Origin of the sequence: Hyphomicrobium sp. DY-1 (genome assembly GCF_047497105.1) — a bacterium.
Taxonomy (GTDB): Bacteria; Pseudomonadota; Alphaproteobacteria; order Rhizobiales; family Hyphomicrobiaceae; genus Hyphomicrobium_B.
Genome location: NZ_CP134870.1, coordinates 1,099,280 through 1,120,316, shown reverse-complemented (window position 1 = coordinate 1,120,316; position 21,037 = coordinate 1,099,280). Strand labels below are relative to the sequence as shown.

Below are 21,037 nucleotides of genomic sequence, written 5' to 3'. Positions count from 1 at the left end.
GAAATCTGGAACAAAGTTGATAGATCGTTTCTAAACGTCCGACAAAGATCGCACACTGATTTGAAGCGTCGAGTACCGAGCCTGTATCAATCTTTCGTCGGTTATTTTTTTAGACCCCAAACAAGAGAAAGATCCCTCGGGACCGAAGAGGGAAAACAGAAAACGTACACTGATAGTATGTATTGTATGTATTTGTTTTACGAGGCTCGATGCATCGACTTGGTAAATGCGGTCGGGCAGCAATGCTCACAAAATATGATCTCGACGTATAGCGATAGCGGCGTAGCGTATGCGCCGCGATAACTGGTAAATTGGTTAAAAAAATCGTTGACGCTGGGCGCGACGCTCTGCACAAGTGCATTTGCAGGCGCGGTCCGCGTTTCAGCTATTGGAACGGACGATGCCACTTTTGTCTGTCAGGTGAAGCGATTCACCCGCAGTTCGGTAGATTTTTCTCTTTCACATTTCGAAGACGTCACCAGCTTTACCCGCTGAACGCGATTTGATGCGTGCGTTCTCTCTCACACAAACATCGAAGAGACACCCGATTTCGCCAGCCGATCGAATGCCGCGTTTGCTCGTCCTCGAAGCAGGGCGCGCTGAGCGCAACTATTGGTCCGACCTTTGGCATTATCGCGAGCTGTTCGCCATCCTGGCGTGGCGCGATATCGCGGTCAGATACAAGCAAACCGTCATCGGTATTGCTTGGGCGATCATTCGTCCACTTTTGACGATGATCGTTTTCACCGTTGTATTCGGAAAGCTGGCAAAGCTGCCGAGCGACGGAGGCGTTCCCTATCCGATCTTTGTATTCGCCGGAATGCTGCCCTGGTTCTTGTTTTCGAGCGTGCTGAGCGAAGCATCGAACAGCCTGATCACAAGTGCGCACGTTATCAGCAAAGTCTATTTCCCGCGGATGATCGTTCCAGCTTCCGCCGGAGTCGTGGCACTCGTTGATTTTCTCGCAAACTTGACAATCCTGTTCTTGCTGATGGCTTGGTACGGCTATCTGCCGAACTGGCACATCATATTCCTACCGTTCTTCATGCTTTTTGCAGTGGCCGCGAGCCTTGGCCCGGGGCTCATGATTACGGCACTCAACGTCAAATACCGAGATATGCGATACATCATTCCGTTCGTCATTCAATTCGGACTCTATGTATCGCCGGTCGGCTTCTCGAGTGAGGTGGTGCCCGAGAGTATTCGCGTTTGGTACAGTCTCAATCCTGTCGTTGGAGTGATTGACGGCTTCCGATGGTGTCTTCTGGGCGATGCCAGCAGACTTCACCTCTCAGGCCTGTCGGTAAGTCTCGGTGTTACCGTGCTCATGCTTTGGATCGGCATCAGATACTTCCGCCGAACCGAGCGCTCATTCGCTGACCTCGTCTAAGATCGCAGGAAGAGCTACCGAGATGAGTGATGTTGTCATCCGTGCCGATGGCCTCGCAAAAAAATATCTGATCGGCCATCATCGGCCGGAGCGCTACACGGCCCTGCGCGATGTCGCCGTAAAGGCCCTGAAACATTGGGCGCGGACAGGAATGGATGTCGCGCGCGGGCGGCAGCTCGTTGCCGGTGATCAGGTCGAGGATTTTTGGGCGCTGAAAGATGTCTCGTTCGAACTGAAGCGCGGCGACGTCGTAGGTATCGTCGGGCGCAACGGCGCGGGGAAATCGACACTGCTCAAAATCCTGTCGCGGATCACCGAGCCGAGTGCAGGACGAGTTGAGATCCGGGGCCGCGTCGCAAGCCTCCTTGAGGTGGGAACGGGCTTTCATCTTGAGTTGACGGGGCGCGAGAATATCTATCTGAACGGCGCCATCCTTGGCATGAAACACGCCGAAATTCGCCGAAAATTCGATGAAATCGTCGCCTTCTCGGAGGTTGAGAAGTTTCTCGACACACCGGTAAAGCGCTATTCCAGCGGTATGTACGTTCGTCTCGCATTCGCCGTCGCGGCGCACCTGGAGCCGGAAATTTTGGTGGTCGACGAAGTTCTCGCCGTCGGCGATGCTGAATTTCAGCAGAAGTGCCTCGGTAAGATGAAGCACGTAGCCGGACAAGGACGCACCGTTCTCTTTGTCAGTCACAATCTCTCAGCGGTCAGGGCATTGTGCAATCGCGGCCTGTTGCTCGAAGGCGGCAAGATCACAAGCGACGCGTCCGTGGAAGTTGTTGCCCGGCGTTACATCAACGCCAGCAGCTTGGCTGACTCGATTTCTTTCACCGCAAACCTCTCGCATCCCTCGATTACTTCGATCATCGTGAACCGAGAGGCGCTCGTTGACGGCGAATTAATCGCCGACATCCGGTTCGTTTCCCCGCGACCGATCTCGAAGCCGGTCGGTGGCGTCATGCTTCGCGCCGACACTGGCGAGCCTCTTTGGGGCTCGGACAATCGCTTCCACGCATCCGACGAAGTCACAAAGGGAATGACTTCGGGAACGCTCCGATGCCACGCGCGGGCATTGCCGCTCCGGCCCGGCACATACCATCTGTCAGCGTCGCTAGCAGATTGGCATGAAGAACTCGACGCCAAGCAGGATGTTCTGAGCATTCAGCTTGGCGACGAAACGGCCGATGTTCTGCGTCCGTCGGCTTCAGCCGTGGGCCACGTGGAATGGCCCGCGACGTGGCAGTCCTATCCGGTTGAAGACGCATCGGCGGCTTAATCTATCTCCTGCGTCCGTGTGTCAGAGTGGGGCGGTCAGGTACAGCGAAACGCGCAGGCCGCCATGCGAGATTGGCCCAATCGGTTTCGAAAATGGCAGACCGGTCGCTGTCGCGAGCGCCGCCTCGTTCGTAATGACGCCCACGCGCCAGCCGTTAAAGCGCGCCTTCAATGTCTCCCCCAGTGAGCGATACAAGGCGTGCAACTGTTTCTTATTGCCGATGCGGTCCCCATACGGCGGATTGACGATAACGAGTCCGGGTGGCCCCACTGGCACTGTGAGATCGCTGATCACCTGCTGACGAAATTCTGTGAACTCTGAAACGCCCGCGCGCTCGGCGTTGGCGCGGCTCATGTTGATCGCCCCGGCATCGCGATCGCTACCGTAAAATTTCACCGTCGGCACTTTCGGCTTTCGCGCGTCGCGCAGTTTCTGCCACGTTGCGGCGTCGAAGTTTGCCAACTCTTCGAAGGCAAAATGACGTGTGCGTCCCGGCATTAGGGCCGCCGCAATTTCCGCCGCTTCGATGACGAACGTGCCCGATCCGCACATGGGATCGACGACAGGCTCACCTCCATCAAACCCGCAGAGTCGCAAGAACAGCGCCGCGAGCGTCTCGCGCATCGGGGCCTTGTTCACGGCCTGCTTATGTCCACGTTTGTGCAGGAGATCGCCCGAAGTATCGACGCCGATGGCGCAGATATCGTTTTCGATCCGCGCTCTGACGCAAACGGCGGCATCGGGATCGAATGGCGCGCCGAGTTCCTCGCGGATTGCGCGTTCGATGCGCTGTTCGGCAGCACCCGAGTGGTAGATCTTCGAACTTTTGCACGAGGCTTCGACGCGGAAAGGCCGGTCTCGGCGCAGGACACCGCCCCACGCCACCTTACGCGCACGCTTATCAAGCTCGGAGAGATGCGAAGCCCTAAACGTCGCGATGCGTGCGATAATGCGCGTTGCGCCTCGGAGTTCGAGATTGGCGCGCCAGACGTCCGGCCAACCGCCCCGCACGGTCACGCCGCCTGACGTGATTGCGGCCTTCTTGAAACCGTTCGCCCGCGCTTCGTCGCGCAGTGCGGCCTCAAGCCCAGGGGGGACGACAAGGAAAATTTCGAAATCGCTGTCAAACGCCGTCATGCGGCCTCATTATCCGGAAGCAGTGAGCGTATCGACATATTTTTGAGACCTCGGAAAGTTCAGTACGATCATTGCGGGAAACAACGCCGGATGGGGGACTGGAAAATCGCTGAGACCCCATAAATTCAGCATTAGCCGGCGGGCCTATCTCGACAAGGAGATGATTGGGATGAGCGACGTTTCGGAACAGATTTGCCACCTTGTGCGCCCCGACGATACCTATGACGGCAAGCAGGGTCTAACCTACTTCTGCGGCATCGCCGCTGAGACGGTAGGCTCGAAAAGCATTTGCATGCACTTGCTGACCATTCCGCCAGGCGGCCGGGCCAAGGCACACATGCATGCCAATCATGAGACGGCGATCTACGTTCTGGAGGGTGAAGCCATCGCCCTCTACGGCGATAAGCTTCAGTATCATGCCGTTACGAAAGCCGGTGACTTGTTCTACATCCCTGCGGGTGTTCCCCATCTTCCGATCAATCTGAGCAACAAGCCCATATCAGCGGTCATCGCCCGCACCGACCCGAATGAACAGGAAAGCGTTGTGCTTCTCCCGGAGCTTGAAACGTATGCCGACTCGGCGATCGCCCGCCTCATGCAGACATCGCCAGCGGCTGAGTGAATCGGCAAGCCGATGGACGGCTAAGCTTCTGGCCGCAACGGCGCCGGTGGGTGGCTCGGTTCTTTGTGAAAGTATCTGAGCGTAACATAGGCGCCTATCCACGACCCGACGACGGCGAACGCGACATACACCCAATTGTTCGTATAGCTGATGACCGCGAACGACGACAGCATATACCAGATGCCGCTCCAGTTGGCCGCGGAAAGCGGTCGACGCGAGACCACCGACGCCGTGAACATGACATAGGCGGCGTCAGTCGCGGCCGTCGCGAGCAGAACCCCGGCGCCGATCCATAAATCGATAGTCATCGAAAACTCCATGCGAGCGAGGGAGGCTGGCTAGTCGCTTATACACCCGTTCAGAACAACATTTTTGTTGGGAAGCGGCAAATGGATCGGAAATCGCGCGAGAGGCTTTGCGGTTAAGCTTTATCGATTTGGCTACGATGGATGCGACGCTCTTCACCGCTATCGCCGGAACGTTGCTTGGTATCGGCTTCGGCCTGACGATTCCACTCGTCAATCACATGACCGTTGAACACAGCTCCTACGCACAGGTCATAAAAGGACACCGGCAGGGTGCAGAACGCACCTGCCGGTGTTTGATTTGCCAAAATCGCGGCCAATGAGAATTGTGGATGGCGTTAGTTGCCACCATACGAATTGCCGCCGAAAGCGCCGTGGACTGAGAGAGAGCTGTTATCAACGGGCGAAGCAACGGCTGCGGTGCTGATTGCCGAAACTGCAATGACGATTGCGAGTGCGATGGTCTTCATGATGATGTCTCCAGTGGGGGTGCTAAGAAGATTTTCGGATTGTGAGAGCAGCGCTCTCGGTGTTTCCGAAATTCAATTCGCAACGACGCTGCGAAACGTTACCCGCGACAAACCGACCGCGTCAGCGCCGACCGATGTTCATGGCGCGATGCGCACCGCGAAGCCGGCCAAAATTTAAAGCTCCTCGAAGGCCAACATTCAAATGCGCGGGCTTGCGGGTCCCGGACTTTGCTGTTGGCTCGCTCCATCCGGACGGCGCGCATCCGCTAAAGGCGGTTCGGCAGAAATATCGCCATAGCGATTCGCCTGCGCATCAATAGTGATCACCGATCGCGTGAGGTCGAAGATCGGCAGCTACATCTGAACAGTTGGCGAAAACACACGCCCACCTACAACCTATAGGCGAATGCCAGCTTTTGCTGCGGGAGAAAGCGCCGCGTGTTTTGGGTGGGGTGATGCACAGAAATGACGGTGCATAATCACTGTTGCGCGGAAGCCTCGTCAAATTTCAACATGGCGCGACAACGTGATAAAGTCACTTTATAAGGGCTCACCCGAAGTTGGCAAAAAGAGGATGACCGAGCGATATGAGCGGTCACACAAGAGACATGAACCCATCTAACCGTGGTCAGGAAACACCCGAAGTGCTTGCTACATATCGCAATCGTTCAACACGCTCACGTCTGTTTAAGTTTGCACTGATGTCATCGATGTTGGCGCTCCCGTTCGTCTGGGGACCGCACGCGGCCTTGGCTGATTCGGTAGAGGATGCCGCCGCGGTCTGTTCGGGCTGCCACGGCGAAGCCGGCGTTCCGATGGACAAGACGATACCGAACATCTGGGGTCAACGCCGCGAATATATCTTGAAGCAGCTTTTGGACTTCAAGGACGGCCACCGCAAGAACGACACGATGTCGGCAATCGTTGACTCTCTGACGAAGACCGACATGGAAGCTCTCGCCACCTATTTCTCGGAAAAGAAATGGCCGAACCTCGGTCAGCCGGCTGCTTCCGGCAACATTAAAGACCAGGCGATCGACACCATCGTCCAGTTGAACTGCAAGGGCTGCCATCAGGAGCACTTCCAGGGTGACTATGTGCGACCGAGACTTGCCGGCCAGCAGGAAGAGTACCTGCTGAAGACGATGACGGACTTCCATACCGGCGAGCGTGCAAACTTCGCACCGATGGAAGCGCTGATGAGATCGCTGAGCGAAGATCAGCTGAAACCCGTAGCTGCCTACCTCGCTGGTCTGACCGAACCAGCGACAGTCGGACAGAAATAACGCCACGCTGATATAAGACTTAAGTGCCTCGGCGCTTAAAGAGAGATCCACATTGGGCTCGCCGCAAGGCGGGCCCGATTGTTTTTGGGCGGCCGTTTTCGAGATGTTGCCATGTGACTTAGGTCAAGGGCCAGTCCAAAGGTGATCGTACCTTGCGCGCCATCATTGATGGAAAGCCGAGTGGGTACACAGATGAAAGCTCTTGTTTACAAAGGCCCAGGCCTGAAAGCCGTCGAGGATCGTCCTATCCCCGAAGTACAAGCCGCAACCGACGCGGTCGTTAAGATTTCGAAAACTACGATTTGCGGTACGGATTTGCACATCCTGAAAGGCGACGTCCCGACTTGCACGCCTGGACGAATTCTCGGACATGAAGGCACGGGCGTTATCGAGAAAGTCGGCGCCGGCGTCACGTCCTTCAAACCGGGAGATCGCGTGCTGATTTCGTGCATCTCAGCATGTGGCCGCTGCGAATATTGCCGCAAGGGAATGTATTCGCATTGCACGACGGGCGGCTGGATTCTCGGCAACTCTATCGATGGTACGCAGGCCGAGTACGTACGCATTCCGCATGCCGACACCAGCCTTTATCTGCTCCCCGAAGGCGTCGACGAAGAAGCATTGGTGATGCTCAGCGACATTCTTCCGACCGGCTTCGAATGCGGCGTTCTCAATGGCAAGGTCGCGCCGGGAAGCACGGTTGCGATTGTCGGCGCAGGTCCGATCGGAATGGCAGCGCTATTGACCGCGCAATTCTATGCCCCAGCCGAGATCATCATGATTGACCCTGACAGCAAGCGGCTGGAAGTGGCCAAGCGTTTCGGCGCAACCAAAACGGTCGCCGCTACGGGAAGCAGTGCGACGGAAGCCGTCATGAAGCTCACCGGAGGACGCGGTGTCGATACGGCAATTGAGGCGGTCGGCATTCCGGCGTCTTTCGCGACCTGCGAGGAAATCATCGCGCCGGGCGGGTCGATTGCAAACGTCGGCGTTCACGGAACCAAGGTCGACCTTCACCTGGAACGCCTTTGGAGCCAGAACATCAGCATCACCACACGTCTCGTCGACACTGTAACGACACCGATGCTTCTCAAAACGGTGGAAGCCAAAAAAATAGATCCGACCAAACTCATCACGCATCGATTCAAACTCGGTCAGATCCTGGACGCTTACGACACTTTCGGCCATGCTGCCCAAACGGGCGCCCTGAAGGTCATTATCGCCGCTTAACGGCATCTGAAAAAGGTAGAAGACCCAAGGATTGAAAAGGGCGCCTTAGGCGCCCTTTCCATTTTTATTATTTGCCGTTGTTCTCGTTATTATTCGGAGTGCGATCGGAAGTACCTTCCGGTGTCTGCGCACCTCCCGCTCCTGGAGCACCGGCCTTCGTAGATCCGGGCAAGCGATCCGGTGACGTGTCTCCAGGCGTGCGGTCGGAGGTTTTTCCTTGCTCGCCCGTCGATGCACCACTCGATGCGCCAGTGTTCATGTTTAGGTCGGATTTCATTTTGCTCGACTGTTGGTCGGCGATTGCCGGTCCTGCCACCGCAGCGAACGCAATCGCACCGGCCAACACTGCTGAAACTTTCAGGTTCATATTCGTTTCTCCTCGAGGCTATTGTTTTGTTTGGCGGGCTTTCGCCTGCTATCGAGGAAGACTCTCGCGTGCCGTATGTTCCCGCATTTGTGGTCAAAGTTTACCGCGGGAGGGAATGACTCGCGAATTTGTGATGATGCGCCCGGCGAGAATGGAAGCGGCGCGGTTCTCGTTTCGCAGCAGCTTGCCTAGCGTTTGCCGTCTTGAGCGGAGGCTGGCATCGTCCGGCTGTCGATCTGAACAGTCGCGGTAAGACCTGCGACCAGCATTACGCCGTCCGGAAGCTTATCAATTTCGATGCGGACCGGAACTCTTTGCGCCAGTCGCACCCATGTGAAGATCGGATTGACCGTCGCCAGTCCCTGCGAGCCGGGCTGTGCATTGGGAATGTTGATGCCGCGTGCCATTCCATGAACGCGGCCCTCGATGATCTGGCTATGACCCATCAGCTTGATCTGAGCGCGGTCGCCTTCATGGATGGAGGCCAGAACATTCTCGGTGAAGTAGGCGTCGACCCAGAATGAATCGGCATCGACCATCGTGATTTCGCCTTGCCCGACGTTGGCGTAATCACCGAGCTGAGCCAACAGGTTCGTCACCCAGCCGTTGACGGGAGAGTGCACCTCTACGCGCTTGAAATTGGCTTCGGCTTGATCGAGTGCCGCTTTGGCTTGCGCAAGCGACGCGACTGCGCTGCCGCGCTGGGCGGTTAACGCATCGATCTGCCGTTTGGAAACGACAAGGGCTGCTTCAGCGTTCTTGAGAGACGCCTGGCTTTGACGTAGTGCAGAAGCGGTCTGCTGCGCCATCTGCACACTGCCAAACTCCTGCTGAGCAAGTTCACCATATCGCGATGCTTGTTGTTTTGCGAACGCGAGCGCGGCCTGGGCGTCGTCAACTTGCGCTTGGCTGGCACCGATCTGCGCCTGTTGGACCGAGATCTGGCTATCCACATTCTGGATGTTGGCTTGTGCCTGTTGCACGGAGGCCTTCGCGGAATCGACGGCGATCCGGTAATTGGTCGGGTCGATCACCATCAGCAAGTCGCCCTTATGTACGAACTGATTGTCGGTGACATGCAGTTCGACGATCCGTCCGGCGACCTCCGGCGCGACCGTCACGACGTAGGCGCGTACAGTTCCGTCGCGGGTCCACGGTGTCTCCATGTACGCGACCCACATCTTCCAGCTTAGCGGTAATGCGATCGCGACGGCAATGAGCGTGAGCAGATAGGGCACGAACCGCGGATGCAGCTTGGCGCTGTCGCCTTCCGACGGCGGGGCTGCATTCGCAAACACCTCGCCGCGATCGTCTGTGCGCGTTTTCAATTCGTCGCTGACGTTCGACATAAAAATTTCACCGATCGGCGATCAAAATCATGGACGATAGGATGATCATGTAGATAGCAAATACGAAAAGCGCAGGATGCCAAACATAGCGCAAGCCATCATATTTAACTGCGAGCCTGCGAACGCCGATCATGAGAAACCACGCCGCGATCATCATCAGAGAAATCGGTGCCACATAGACGCCGAAGATGTCGATCTCGCTGAACCTCATGATGCGGCACCAAAGTAAGAGGGATGTTGGTTAAGCGCGCCTGCTATCGCAAGTATGCAGCTTCGGGCGCGCAAGAAATCAGGCTGCAAGCCGTTTTGTGCCGGAAGCAATTCAAAATACCGATCCACCTCGCCCAACTGATGTATGGTCTGCCCGATTTCTCCGCGCGCCAGATGACCCAGAGCGACGTCGAATTGGTGCCGCGGGCCATGGGCACCGACGATATGGCAAAGTTGGATAATTTGCTCTCCCACAGACAGCGCCGCAAGCAATCGCGCCCTCTGTATCGGCTCTGCCGCGGACGGCATCGCGACGAGGCGCGCATACATGCGCCGATCCCAGTCATCCGTTTCGCCTGGCACTCCAAGACGCGCCATGCGGCGAAGATCGTTCAAGGTCAATGCTAGTAGCCGTCGTGTTTGCGTGGCGGGGGCGAGTGGTGGCAGCACACGGAAGAAAAATGCGCCAAGGCCAGTGCCACCCACAATGGCCAGCGCATTGTTGTAGAAATTGACGGTGTTGTAAGTCATTTCGTTCGCCGGCATCAGAAGCGGAATGAATAGAGCGACGACCGCAACCAAGACGGGCGATTGCCACTTTGACATCGCAGCGCCGGCTGGCACCAGAAAGAGGCCGAGAACGACACAAAGCCCTGCGAACGTGTCGATCTGAGGCAGGATAGCGAAGGCGATGATAGCAGCAAAAATTGCACTGATCACGGCTCCGATCATGAAAGCCATGACGAACGAATAAGCTTCCTCGGCTCTTGGCGCAAAAATCGTGACGGCAACCGCCGCCCAAGTGATTGCCGCAGCGCCGTTCGGCCAGGATGTTGCAATCCAGAAGATCGCGATCGCCATAATCGCGAGAAACGCGCGGGCGCCGTTGATCAACGCAGGCAACCAGTCAGGCACAGAAACGTGAACCGTCTTGCTTTGCTCGTTTCGTCGAGGAGCGGCAACCAGGAGCGCCAACCCGCCGATGGCTTGGGCGATTCCAAAGAGGGCTTTCGCTGTCTGATCGGCAATCAATCGCGTCGACGGCGTGTCGAACGGCGAGGAGCGAAGCGTTTCTCCTACGCCGCGATACTGCCGCTGCATATCCACCGGGTCGGAAAGCCAACCCCCGGAGCGGCCCTGCTGTGACATGTCGCGAAGCTTGAGTGGAATTTCATTCAGCACCGCATCAGCGTCTTTCCTGGCTTCTGTTTCGGGGGCGTTGGCAAGACGAGCTGCAATCCCACGCCAAGCGGACAAAGCGGCAAACATGCCGACCATAGTTCCACGCAATACCGATGAGTGGTAACGAAGCCCAGCCGACTCCCCGATCGCCTCGTCGATCACGGGATCTAGCGCAATAACGCGCCGTGTGAGATCTCGCCGGATCGGCTGGAACGGCAAATTTTGTGCACCGGCCCTCAGTGTCGAGTCGATGCCGGTCGCGATATCTGCCGTCAACGATGCTAGCGACGCGGCAAGACGCCTGCGGGCGCCACCGAAATCTGTTGCTGCGAGAATGACACCAGCACAAACGATGCCGAGAATGATCTCCGTCGAGCGCTGGATAGCCAGCATGAACGCATCGCCGTTGAGGCCTCCGACAGCGCCGAGCTGGTCGGTGGCGATGACGGCTGCGGTAAAGCCGGACAGCGCCGCCGCGTAGGAAGCAAAATTGCGTAGTAGTGTCGCCACGAATGCTGAGGCCCCGCACCAAAGTGCGAGTGCGGAGAGGAATGCGATCCGGTCCTGGGGGAATAGCGCTGTCAGGATAACGATTGCCACGGCTCCAACCAGCGTGCCCAGCATTCGGAACCACCCCTTACGGAGCGAGGCGCCAAGATGCGGTTGGCAGACAATTGCAGCGGTGGTTCCGGCCCAAAACGCGTTATCCAGCTCCAGTCGAAACGCGACATACAACGCCAGGCACGTCGATGCCCATAAACGAAGCCCAAAGAGGAGCGCAGGCAATGACTCGCGAGCAAGGTTCTCCGTTTGCGTAACGATCTGTGACGAGTGTTTGCGGAAATGAATGAAAAGGGGATGAGAGAACCCGGCAAGCACTGAGGAGACCTCTGGTCACATCCGCCAAGAAATAACCGTCCTGGAACGTCGCGACATTATGCTTTTGGGAGCGTGCCCGTAAACGGCTTATTGGCGGCAGGATGGAGTTTGCCGTGCGATTGCGAAATGCGGGGCTTCGGCCGTGCCCACTGCTGGCTCGGGTCGGCTGCGCTTTGTTATGAGAATGCACGAGGGCGCACAGGATCGGTCTGCTGATGGCGGTGGCGCCGTGCCTTTGGCAAGCCGATAGAGGACGGTTGCAATTGATTATGACGCGCGCCTGAGCGTATGTTGCGATCCAGATGAGACGCATCCTCGCTCCCGAGTTTCGGGGCAAAATTTGTAGGTGCCTTGTCCTTCCCTCGCTGAGGGCGGGACCGAGCGTCTTGATCATAGTCTTCACCGCTTTTGTCGCCGCTGAACGGGGATCGGATCGCCCGTTCGCAGCAGGTTGCGCTGTCAAGCCAGTGCCGGCGACAACATGCTGAACATGGACACCGCTTTACGAAGTGCTGGATGCACAAAGGAGTTCAACCAATGGTTCTGTCTCGACGCGACGTTCTGAAAGCCGGCGCTGCAGTCTCAGCCATCGCAGCGCTGCCGAGTTGGCCCGCGCGAGCTGGGTTCGCACCGCAAACCGGAAAATGGCGCAAATTCGAATTATCGACACGGTTGGCGATTGAGAACGCCTCTGGCGTAACGCAGGCGTGGATTCCGCTTCCGGCATTCTCCGAGCCGTCCTGGATCAAGCCTGAGGGCAGTAGCTGGCGTACGAACGCCAAAAGCGTCGAAATCGTAAAAGATCCGAGATACGGTGCTGAGTTCCTGCACGTCGTGTGGAATGAGGGCGAGAAGGCCCCCTCCATTGAGGTGAGCAGCAAGGTTGCAACTCAGAACCGCGCCGTCGATCTCTCCAGGCCGCTCGGAACGCAAACGCTATCGGACACTGAGCGTCATCTTTATCTGATGCCCACGGATCTCATCCCGACGGACGGCATCGTGAAGGAGACGTCCGATAAGATCGTGGCCGGCGCCAAAAGCGATACGGATAAGGCGCACGCAATCTATCAATGGATCGTCGAAAACTGCTATCGCGACGCCAAAACCCGCGGATGCGGTATCGGCGATATCGCCAACATTCTCAAATCCGGAAATTTTGGTGGTAAGTGCGCGGATATTAATGCGCTGTTTGTCGGCCTCGCCCGCGCCGCGGGGCTGCCGGCCCGCGATCTTTATGGGCTGCGCGTGGCGCCGTCGGCGTTCGGCTACAAAAGCCTCGGCGCCAAGAATGATATCGTTACCAAGGCTCAGCACTGTCGCGCCGAGGTCTTTCTTGCGGAATTTGGCTGGGTCCCCATGGATCCCGCCGACGTGCGCAAAGTCATGCTCGAGGAGCCACCGGGAAATCTACCGCTGACGGACGAAAAGGTCGCCGAAGCGCGCAAGACGCTGTTCGGCGCGTGGGAAGGGAACTGGCTCGCGTATAACACAGCCCATGATTTGGCGTTGCCGGGTGCAACTGGACCCAAGGTCGGCTTTCTGATGTATCCGGAGGCCGAAGTCGCAGGCGAGCGGCTCGATTGCCTGAACGCTGACACGTTCAAATACGTGATTACGGCGCGCGAACTCGCCGTTTAACCGCAATAAATCGTCGGTCGTCCGATGCTCTTGTTCGCTCCATCGTGTGGTGATGGAGCGGATGGGCATTGGCCGTTTTTATCTATCAGTTTTTCGAAAATGCGGCGCCGACAACTTTCCCGCTTACTTCCAACATGTGCCGCGAGACAACCAGAACCGTGCAGCCGCCGCAAGTCGTTGTTGCCAGAGGCATCATGGGCGACAATAGAAGAGGGGCGCCAGCAACGATGCGAATGTTCCGGCTGGCACGCCCGAGGGGATACGCTGACAACAATTAAAACACCTAGACAGATGGGGGCTAATCCGAATAACGAATCGGATAGAATGCCCCTACAAACAAAAAACCCGCGGATGAGCTTCGATTAAATAGCGAAAATGCGTATTTGCAGAAGTCATGATCGAGGGAGGAGCTTTAATCGCCGGCGCCACGCGCTCGTCTCGGCAGCATTCGCGCTGCTGAGTGTTTTTCATTTTGCATCTCTTCTGCCTAACCATGTTGTCTCCGAACTTCGGCACTTTCTGTTCGCAGCCGATTACGGCAGCTTCGCCGATTTCATCTGCGAAAGCGGCAAATCCCGCTCTGAACAACCAGGCGGCAAGACGTCGAGCTGTCCGTTTTGCAAAGGTCTCGCTGCGTTCCAACTCGCAGTGACCTCGGCGCCCATAATCGTTCGGCCGCCCACTCAGAAAAGCCAAAAGATCGCCGCGAGCGAAGCGGTGCTCCTTGCGATTGTTTTCCTTGTAAACGCCCGTAGCCGCGGCCCCCCACCGCTTGCCTGATAGCGATTGGATCGCTCTGTATATCTGCGATCCGACACCAATCATTCACAACGTATATCAGTTCCAGTGTTGACCAGCGTCGTCGCTGCGCGATGACCCGCGGTCAAATGGGGGAGCCTTTATGTTTCGTAGTCAGCCAATGCAGCTGCTGGGCGCAGCGGCAACGACCGTCCTTGTGCTTGGATCGCAGGCACAAGAGAGCTTTGCACAGGAAACGCCAAACGGGGATAATTCGATGCCGCCCGTGGTTGTTCAGCGTGAAAGCCCTGAAAACAAGTCTGAGACGGCGAAAACCCAGAGGTCTATCGGAATGAATGGCAAAGGCGATGAGGTGCGATCCTCGCAGCAACAATCAATTCCGGTTGCCATGCCGATCGAGATGGAGAGCGCCGGGAGCAGCACAAAGAGCTTGGCCCAGCCCCTTAATTCCACGCGTCTATCTCGCAATCAGATCCAGTCGCAGCTTCCGTCTACGAGCGATACGGCTCAGCTTTTGACCAAGGTTCCAGGCGTCAGCGTCTATACTTCGGGAGGGATTTCAAGCTTGCCCGCGATCAACGGGCTGAACGGCGACCGGGTCAAAGTGTTGGTCAACGGCATGGTCATCTCGCCCGCATGTACCAACCAGATGAACCCACCGCTTTCATACATCGATCCATCGCAGGTCGCCGTCGCGGAGGTAATCGCCGGCATAACGCCGGTCAGCAAAGGTGGAGACAGTCTCGGGGGAACGGTGATTGTGGATTCGCGTCCGCCAGAATTCGCGGTTGCTGAAGAAGGCGTGCGCACCTCGGGGAGCATTTCCGCCTTCTACCGCAGCAATGGCGACGGGGTCTCAACTTCCGTGCACGCCGAAGCGGCAACGCAAAACGTCCGCCTCGGTTACTCGGGCGCTTGGACAAAGGCTGATGATTACGCTCGCGGCGACGACGGAGCTATCGTTCGCTCGACGCTTTATCAAGCTTACAATCACGCTCTCACGCTCGGCATAAGGAACGGCGCCGATATCTTCACATTTCAGGGTATCTATGCGTCCGTCCCATATCAAGGGTTCGTGAACCAGCGGATGGATATGGTCGACAACGACGCGTGGCTCTTCAATCTGCGCTCCTTCACGCATCATGATTGGGGAACGCTCGACTTCCGTGCGTATTATCATCAGACCGCGCACCGTATGGATATGCTAGCGGATAAATCCGGCGCTATGCCAATGAACGTCGATGGAACGGATGCGGGTTATTCAGTCAAAGCCGAAATCCCGTTGACCACCGTCGATATCCTGCGCGTCGGCAACGAGTTCCATCGCGAGACGCTGAACGATTGGTGGCCGCCTGTGGCCGGCATGGAACCGATGATGGGACCGAATACGTTCATCGATATCAATCATGGCACGCGTCAGCGACTTGGCACATTTGCCGAGTGGGAGCATCGCTGGGATAGCGCATGGAGCACGTTGATCGGACTCCGCAATGACATGGTCTGGATGGATACCGGCGATGTCCATGGCTATAGCACCATGTATGCAGCTGATGCTGCGGCGTTCAACGCGCAAGACCACGATCGCATCGATGCCAACTTCGACGTAACGGCGCTCGTCCGCTATCAACCGTCCGCAAATGAAACCTACGAAATAGGCTACGCGCGCAAGACACGCTCGCCCAATCTCTACGAGCGCTACGCCTGGAGCACTGGCAACATGGCGGCCGACATGATCGGCTGGTACGGTGACGCCAACGGCTATGTCGGTAACCTCGACTTAAAGCCCGAGATTGCCAACACCGTAAGCTTCACGGCAGGCTGGCACGATCGGACGCGGAGCGCGTGGGATATCAAGGTCACGCCTTACTACACATACGTGCAGGACTACATCGATGCCAATTTCCTGAAGTCGCAGAGCAGTATGGGCGAAATGGGCGGCATGAACATGGGGGGCATGGCGATGCCGTCCAGCGAGTTCGTGACCTTGCAGTTCGCCAACCACGCCGCCCAACTCTACGGCGTCAACGTGTCGGGCAGCCTCGATCTGTGGAATAGCGCCGTCTATGGCCAGTTCGGCATCGCCGGCATTATTGGTTACGTCAATGGCGAGAACCTCGACACCGGCGATACCCTCTATCATATGATGCCGCTCAACGCGCAGTTGACGCTCAGCCATCAACTCGGCAATTGGTCGAACGCGGTGCAATTGACTATGGTCAACGCTAAGGATGACGTCAACGCGTTGCGACACGAGCCCACAACGCCAGGCTACACGCTTGTCGATTTGCGGTCCAGTTATCAGTGGCAGAACGTTCGCTTCGATTTCGGCATCTCAAATCTTTTCGACAAGCTCTACTACCCGCCACTCGGCGGCGTCGATTGGGCCGACTACGCTGCCGAAGGACAAACCGGTTTGATATCGCCTGTTCCCGGACAAGGACGCTCCTTCAACGCTGGCGTCACCGTTACCTTCTAGTCCGTGTGATGCCATGTCGGCCGGTCATCGAGTTGATGGCCGCGCCGCCACTTCAGCCTGCCGGGGTGAAAATGCCAGCTAATGACAACAAGGTTCTAAAAGCTCACCCGATGCGCTCAACCAAGGCTTGGCGAGGCTCGTTGACCTCAATTTGTGCAGCAGTGATGAGCCTGCTACAGCCAATCTGATTTTTCCAACTTAGGATTACGAATTATCGTTGCGTTTTCGGAGATGGGGGGTCTCGGAATGCGGACGAAAATCCAATTTGTTGTTTGCATTTTGCTTTCTGCCTCCGCGGTAACAGAGGCGCATGCTGACGAATATGGCTTCTCCACTTACGGACTGGGAAGCGCCGCATTCGGGGCTGGCATCACTTATAATTTCGAGAACACGGCCAGGGACTATTAAAGCGGCACGAATTTTCACTACGAGTGCGCCGCGAGGCCGCGAAGGGATTGGTCATCGGCGTCGTAGCCTATGAGTATCGCCAATTTCAGGATCCGGCGCCCGCCTAGGTCCGCTTGAGGGCAGCGTCGACGCGATTGGCGGCGGTGTTCAATATACGACGATCGCGAACGGCACCGTCCTGATTCTCAACGCTCGGCACTATGAAGAGGACAATGTCGAGAAGCGTTGGGATGGAAGCATGACGATTGTTTCTGGCACCTTCCGCTATTGATCCGACTATCGAATGACCAACCTCTTATCATTCGAAATAGGATTTTAATCAGTACGCAGCAGTGATTTTCATTCTGTCCTAACGCAGCGCAGCGACGTATTCGTTTGACTATCGGCAAAAGCCACTAGACAGTCCGCGCTGGGTAGGCGGTCACTACGCGTCAGCGAGCGGCTGGTTATGCTTAAGCAATTTTTGGCTAACTTTCTTCGAACGCATTTTCGTTCCCGCGCGCGATAGCTATCATACGCCTCCAGCTTTGTTGGCAAGAATTCTCCGTCGCACGGGGAGACGATGATCGTTCATCCGGACATCTACTCGAGACCTCAAGCTGAAGTCCCGACGGAACGACCGGGTATGGTCTTCGTGCCCGGCGGGACATTCCGAATGGGGTCGGACAGGCATTATTCCGAAGAATCCCCGAGCCATCGCGTAACTGTCGATGGTTTCTGGATCGACGAGACGCCTGTGACGAACGCCCAATTCAAGAAATTCGTCTCGGAAACTCGCTACACGACGTTTGCCGAGATCCCCCCCAAGGCCGAAGATTATCCCGGCGCGCTTCCTCACATGTTGAAAGCCGGTTCTCTCGTCTTTACGCCGCCCAGGCATGCGGTCGACTTGAGAGATTGGAGCCAGTGGTGGGATTTTCGCTTCGGCGCGAATTGGCGTCATCCGTATGGAAGAGGTTCGTGGACGAAAGGGCTCGATGAGCATCCGGTCGTCCATGTCGCGTATGCTGATGCGGAAGCCTACGCGATGTGGGCCGGCAAAGAACTCCCGACCGAAGCTGAGTGGGAATATGCAGCACGCGGCGGTCTCGAAGATGCGGAATTTGCCTGGGGGGACGAATTCACACCTCAGGGTCGGCACATGGCCAATACCTGGCAAGGCATGTTCCCGCTCGAAAATCTGAAGGAAGACGGTTACGAGCGTACCTCGCCAGTCAGAGCCTTTCCCGCAAACGGCTTCGGCCTATACGATATGATCGGGAACGTCTGGGAATGGACATCTGATTGGTACTCGACGAAGCATGCGGCCGACGCTCCAAAAGCCTGCTGCGTTCCGGTTAATCCGCGCGGACCGGCGAGAGAGCAAAGTTTCGACCCGTGCCAGCCAAACATCCGTATTCCTCGCAAGGTGTTGAAGGGCGGGTCGCACTTGTGCGCACCAAACTATTGCCGCCGCTATCGCCCTGCGGCGCGCCATGCCGAACCAATCGACACGTCAACCAGTCATGTCGGATTCCGATGTGTCGTTCGAAAACGTCCTGACGAGGAATAAGCGTTGCGAGGAAAAATGAGAATACTCTTGAAGACTTGTGTTGCCTTCCTAATGCTGTCTGTTGTTGTGCCGGCTGCCTCTTATGCCGATGAGCAGAAGTTTTCCAAGCAGCAACTCGACCAGATGCTGGCGCCAATCGCGCTTTATCCAGATGATCTTCTGTCCAACGTTTTAATGGCGTCGACCTATCCCCTGGATGTCGTGGAAGCGGCGCGATGGCGCAGCGATCCTGCCAACGCCAAATTGCAAGGTGATGCGCTCGTCGATGCCCTGAAAAGTAAAAGTTGGGACCCAAGCATTAAGGCGCTCGTCCAGTTCCCGGACGTCTTGAACATGATGAGCAATCAACTCGACTGGACGCAGAACCTCGGTGACGCATTTCTTGCACAGCAAGACGCTGTCATGAATGAGGTGCAGTTCCTGCGTCAGAAAGCCGATTCAAGTGGCCATCTCAGAAGCAATTCCCAGCAGACCGTCACGCAGGACGATGGATCCTACGTCATCCAGCCTGCCGAGCCCGATACGGTTTACGTGCCGGTTTATGAACCGTCGGTGGTCTACGGGCCGTGGTGGTATCCGGACTATCCGCCGTATTATTGGGGGTATCCGGACGCGACGTTCGTGGACGGATATTTTTGGGGGGCGGCCGGTGTCGCCATCGCCGGCGGCATCTGGGGCTGGAACCACTGGGATTGGCGTCACCGTCGCATCGACGTTAACGTGAACCGCTGGAATCGTATCGACGACAACCGCCGCCGCATCAAGAGCAATGTCTGGAAGCACGACGCGCACCATCGTGGGCATGTCGTGCGCAATAAAAATTTCAACCGCGCCAACGTCGAACGACGCCTCAAAAATACCGACCACAGGGCGCTCGACAATAAGGTCAATCACGGCGCGCAATTGCGCCATAACGGCCGCAATTTCAATAAGGCAAGAGGCGGCAAAAACAGGGCAGCACATGTTCGTCGCTCAACGGGTGGCAGGAAATTCGTAAAGCCGAACCGGCCGCGGCACATGCGCGCTCGTCCTCATGCGAAGCGACCAGCATTCCACGCTCATCGCGGCGGCGGGAGGCGCGGTGGTTTCAGAAGGCGCAGATAGCGTTCTGATTCCGAGGCGGATTGAACAAAATGATCGATGAGAGACTGCAACGAGTTCAGTAACTCCTAGAGCCTCACATGATGGTTGCGGTGGCACGCATACACATCGGCTGGATGCTGGGTTTCCTGGCATGCATGCTCGTTGTCTCGGCCGCAGCCGGCGCGCTATCTGATCCATTGCCCTCCTGGGAGGAAAGCCAAGCCAAGCGGCAGATCCTCGACTTCGTTGGAAGGGTGACGGCGAGGGGCGGAGCGCACTTTGTGCCCGAGACGCAACGCATCGCTGTCTTCGATAATGACGGGACGCTGTGGGCGGAGAAGCCGATTTACGTCCAGGCACAATTTGTCATCGACAGAATTCGAAGTCTCGCCCCGCAGCATCCCGAATGGAAGGATAAGGAGCCGTTCGCCTCGATCCTGAAAGGCGATATGAAAGGTATCGCTAAATCCGGAGAGTCCGGCATTGCGGCGGTTATGGCCGCCACGCATGCAGGGATGACGACGGACGAATTCGATAAAATCGCCGAAGACTGGATTAGCACGGCCAAGCATCCGACGATGGGCCGGCTTTACACCGATCTAGTCTATCAGCCGATGCTGGAATTATTATCCTATCTCCGCGCCAACGGTTTCAAGACGTTTATCGTCTCCGGTGGCGGTATCGAGTTCATGCGGCCTTGGACGGAGCGCGTCTACGGCATTCCACCGGAGCAAGTCATCGGCAGTTCTGGTGGGCTGAAGTTTGAAATGCACGACGGCAAGCCGTTGATCGTGAAGTTGCCGACTCTCGTCCTCAACGACGATAAAGACGGAAAGCCGGTCGGCATCGAGCGCCACATTGGCCGGCGGCCGGTCGCCGCGTTCGGTAATTCCGACGGCGATCTTCAAATGCTCGAATGGACGTGCGATGCGCCGGCCACGCGGCTTTGCCTGCTCGTGCATCACACCGATGCCGAACGCGAATGGGCCTACGATCGCTCATCTCGCGTCGGCAAGCTCGACAAAGCACTTGATCAAGCGACCGCCAAAGGTTGGACGGTTGTCGACATGAAGCATGACTGGAAGACGATCTATCCCAAGGAGGTCAAGCCATGAACCAGGAAAAATGGGGTTCTCACAGGGCCCCCCGCGCCAATTTGAGCTCATGCCATTGGGCATGGCACGCCCGCACCGCAATAACAAATTACATTGACTACTGAATGATCTCGCAAGACAGTCTCGGTCGTAGATGGGTGGTCGCTACGCGTTCCCGGATGCCGGCTATGCGTATGTATTTGTTCGCACGATTAAAAGCCGCTCGCTGCCCAGAAACCGGCGTATGATCTCGATTTTTTTTGGCGCAGGAGCCAATTTTCCCTTCGCAGCGTTACGCCGAAATTTTAGCGCTGCCGG

General features: G+C 56.9%; 19 protein-coding genes. 10 read left to right on the top strand and 9 right to left on the bottom strand.

Features of this window, described 5'->3' with window-relative positions; genetic code table 11:
- Window positions 1-565: 565 nt before the first annotated feature.
- On the top strand, window positions 566-1,390 hold the full coding sequence (locus RLW41_RS05355) for an ABC transporter permease (protein WP_414463812.1): 825 nt from the start codon (window positions 566-568) through the stop codon (window positions 1,388-1,390).
- Window positions 1,391-1,412: 22 nt separating this feature from the next.
- Window positions 1,413-2,672 carry an ABC transporter ATP-binding protein gene (locus RLW41_RS05350; protein ID WP_414463811.1) on the top strand — a complete coding sequence of 420 codons (1,260 nt, stop codon included), beginning with the start codon at window positions 1,413-1,415 and terminating at the stop codon, window positions 2,670-2,672.
- A gap of 21 nt (window positions 2,673-2,693) precedes the next feature.
- On the opposite strand, the gene RLW41_RS05345 is transcribed toward RLW41_RS05350, so the two are convergent.
- Window positions 2,694-3,809 (bottom strand): THUMP domain-containing class I SAM-dependent RNA methyltransferase, encoded by a 1,116-nt coding sequence (locus tag RLW41_RS05345; protein ID WP_414463810.1) that lies wholly within the window; start codon window positions 3,807-3,809, stop codon window positions 2,694-2,696.
- A 169-nt stretch (window positions 3,810-3,978) separates the two neighbouring features.
- On the opposite strand from RLW41_RS05345, the gene RLW41_RS05340 reads away from it, so the two are divergent.
- A complete protein-coding gene (locus RLW41_RS05340) occupies window positions 3,979-4,431 on the top strand; it encodes a cupin domain-containing protein (RefSeq protein ID WP_414463809.1) in 453 nt (150 codons plus the stop codon).
- A gap of 20 nt (window positions 4,432-4,451) precedes the next feature.
- Here RLW41_RS05340 and RLW41_RS05335 read toward each other — a convergent pair whose 3' ends face one another.
- From RLW41_RS05335 to RLW41_RS05325, 3 genes are all read right to left on the bottom strand, one after another.
- Window positions 4,452-4,739, bottom strand: coding sequence for a hypothetical protein (locus tag RLW41_RS05335; RefSeq protein WP_409560899.1), 288 nt, complete (start codon window positions 4,737-4,739; stop codon window positions 4,452-4,454).
- Between the two features lie 113 nt (window positions 4,740-4,852).
- Window positions 4,853-5,056: a hypothetical protein gene (locus tag RLW41_RS05330; protein WP_414463808.1), complete on the bottom strand. Its 204-nt coding sequence runs from the start codon at window positions 5,054-5,056 to the stop codon at window positions 4,853-4,855.
- Window positions 5,057-5,074: 18 nt separating this feature from the next.
- Window positions 5,075-5,206 (bottom strand): hypothetical protein, encoded by a 132-nt coding sequence (locus tag RLW41_RS05325; protein ID WP_256380088.1) that lies wholly within the window; start codon window positions 5,204-5,206, stop codon window positions 5,075-5,077.
- A gap of 701 nt (window positions 5,207-5,907) precedes the next feature.
- Between RLW41_RS05325 and RLW41_RS05320 the strand changes: the two genes are divergently transcribed.
- A complete protein-coding gene (locus tag RLW41_RS05320; RefSeq protein ID WP_414463807.1) occupies window positions 5,908-6,492 on the top strand; it encodes a c-type cytochrome in 585 nt (194 codons plus the stop codon).
- 192 nt (window positions 6,493-6,684) lie between these two features.
- The gene (locus RLW41_RS05315) at window positions 6,685-7,722 is read left to right on the top strand and encodes a zinc-dependent alcohol dehydrogenase family protein (protein WP_409560896.1); all 1,038 of its coding nucleotides are present in this window, start codon (window positions 6,685-6,687) and stop codon (window positions 7,720-7,722) included.
- Window positions 7,723-7,789: 67 nt separating this feature from the next.
- On the opposite strand, the gene RLW41_RS05310 is transcribed toward RLW41_RS05315, so the two are convergent.
- From RLW41_RS05310 to RLW41_RS05295, 4 genes are all read right to left on the bottom strand, one after another.
- The gene (locus RLW41_RS05310) at window positions 7,790-8,089 is read right to left on the bottom strand and encodes a hypothetical protein (protein WP_409560895.1); all 300 of its coding nucleotides are present in this window, start codon (window positions 8,087-8,089) and stop codon (window positions 7,790-7,792) included.
- Window positions 8,090-8,277: 188 nt separating this feature from the next.
- Complete coding sequence (locus tag RLW41_RS05305) at window positions 8,278-9,438, bottom strand: HlyD family secretion protein (protein WP_414463806.1); 1,161 nt, start codon at window positions 9,436-9,438, stop codon at window positions 8,278-8,280.
- A 7-nt stretch (window positions 9,439-9,445) separates the two neighbouring features.
- Complete coding sequence (locus tag RLW41_RS05300) at window positions 9,446-9,649, bottom strand: DUF1656 domain-containing protein (protein ID WP_414463805.1); 204 nt, start codon at window positions 9,647-9,649, stop codon at window positions 9,446-9,448.
- Window positions 9,646-11,709 carry an FUSC family protein gene (locus RLW41_RS05295; protein WP_414463804.1) on the bottom strand — a complete coding sequence of 688 codons (2,064 nt, stop codon included), beginning with the start codon at window positions 11,707-11,709 and terminating at the stop codon, window positions 9,646-9,648. Before RLW41_RS05295 ends, RLW41_RS05300 begins: the two co-directional genes overlap by 4 nt.
- 537 nt (window positions 11,710-12,246) lie before the next feature.
- Here RLW41_RS05295 and RLW41_RS05290 point away from each other — a divergent pair.
- Window positions 12,247-13,347, top strand: coding sequence for a transglutaminase-like domain-containing protein (locus RLW41_RS05290; RefSeq protein WP_414463803.1), 1,101 nt, complete (start codon window positions 12,247-12,249; stop codon window positions 13,345-13,347).
- Window positions 13,348-13,677: 330 nt separating this feature from the next.
- On the opposite strand, the gene RLW41_RS05285 is transcribed toward RLW41_RS05290, so the two are convergent.
- Window positions 13,678-14,172, bottom strand: coding sequence for a hypothetical protein (locus RLW41_RS05285; protein WP_414463802.1), 495 nt, complete (start codon window positions 14,170-14,172; stop codon window positions 13,678-13,680).
- A 76-nt stretch (window positions 14,173-14,248) separates the two neighbouring features.
- Here RLW41_RS05285 and RLW41_RS05280 point away from each other — a divergent pair, with 76 nt between their 5' ends.
- From RLW41_RS05280 to RLW41_RS05265, 4 genes are all read left to right on the top strand, one after another.
- Window positions 14,249-16,582, top strand: a complete 2,334-nt coding sequence (locus RLW41_RS05280; RefSeq protein ID WP_414463801.1) for a TonB-dependent receptor — start codon at window positions 14,249-14,251, stop codon at window positions 16,580-16,582.
- Window positions 16,583-17,615: 1,033 nt separating this feature from the next.
- Window positions 17,616-18,542, top strand: coding sequence for a formylglycine-generating enzyme family protein (locus tag RLW41_RS05275; protein WP_409563297.1), 927 nt, complete (start codon window positions 17,616-17,618; stop codon window positions 18,540-18,542).
- Between the two features lie 15 nt (window positions 18,543-18,557).
- The gene (locus tag RLW41_RS05270; RefSeq protein WP_409560888.1) at window positions 18,558-19,646 is read left to right on the top strand and encodes a DUF3300 domain-containing protein; all 1,089 of its coding nucleotides are present in this window, start codon (window positions 18,558-18,560) and stop codon (window positions 19,644-19,646) included.
- Window positions 19,647-19,723: 77 nt separating this feature from the next.
- Window positions 19,724-20,740 (top strand): HAD family hydrolase, encoded by a 1,017-nt coding sequence (locus RLW41_RS05265; RefSeq protein WP_414463800.1) that lies wholly within the window; start codon window positions 19,724-19,726, stop codon window positions 20,738-20,740.
- Window positions 20,741-21,037 lie beyond the last annotated feature (297 nt).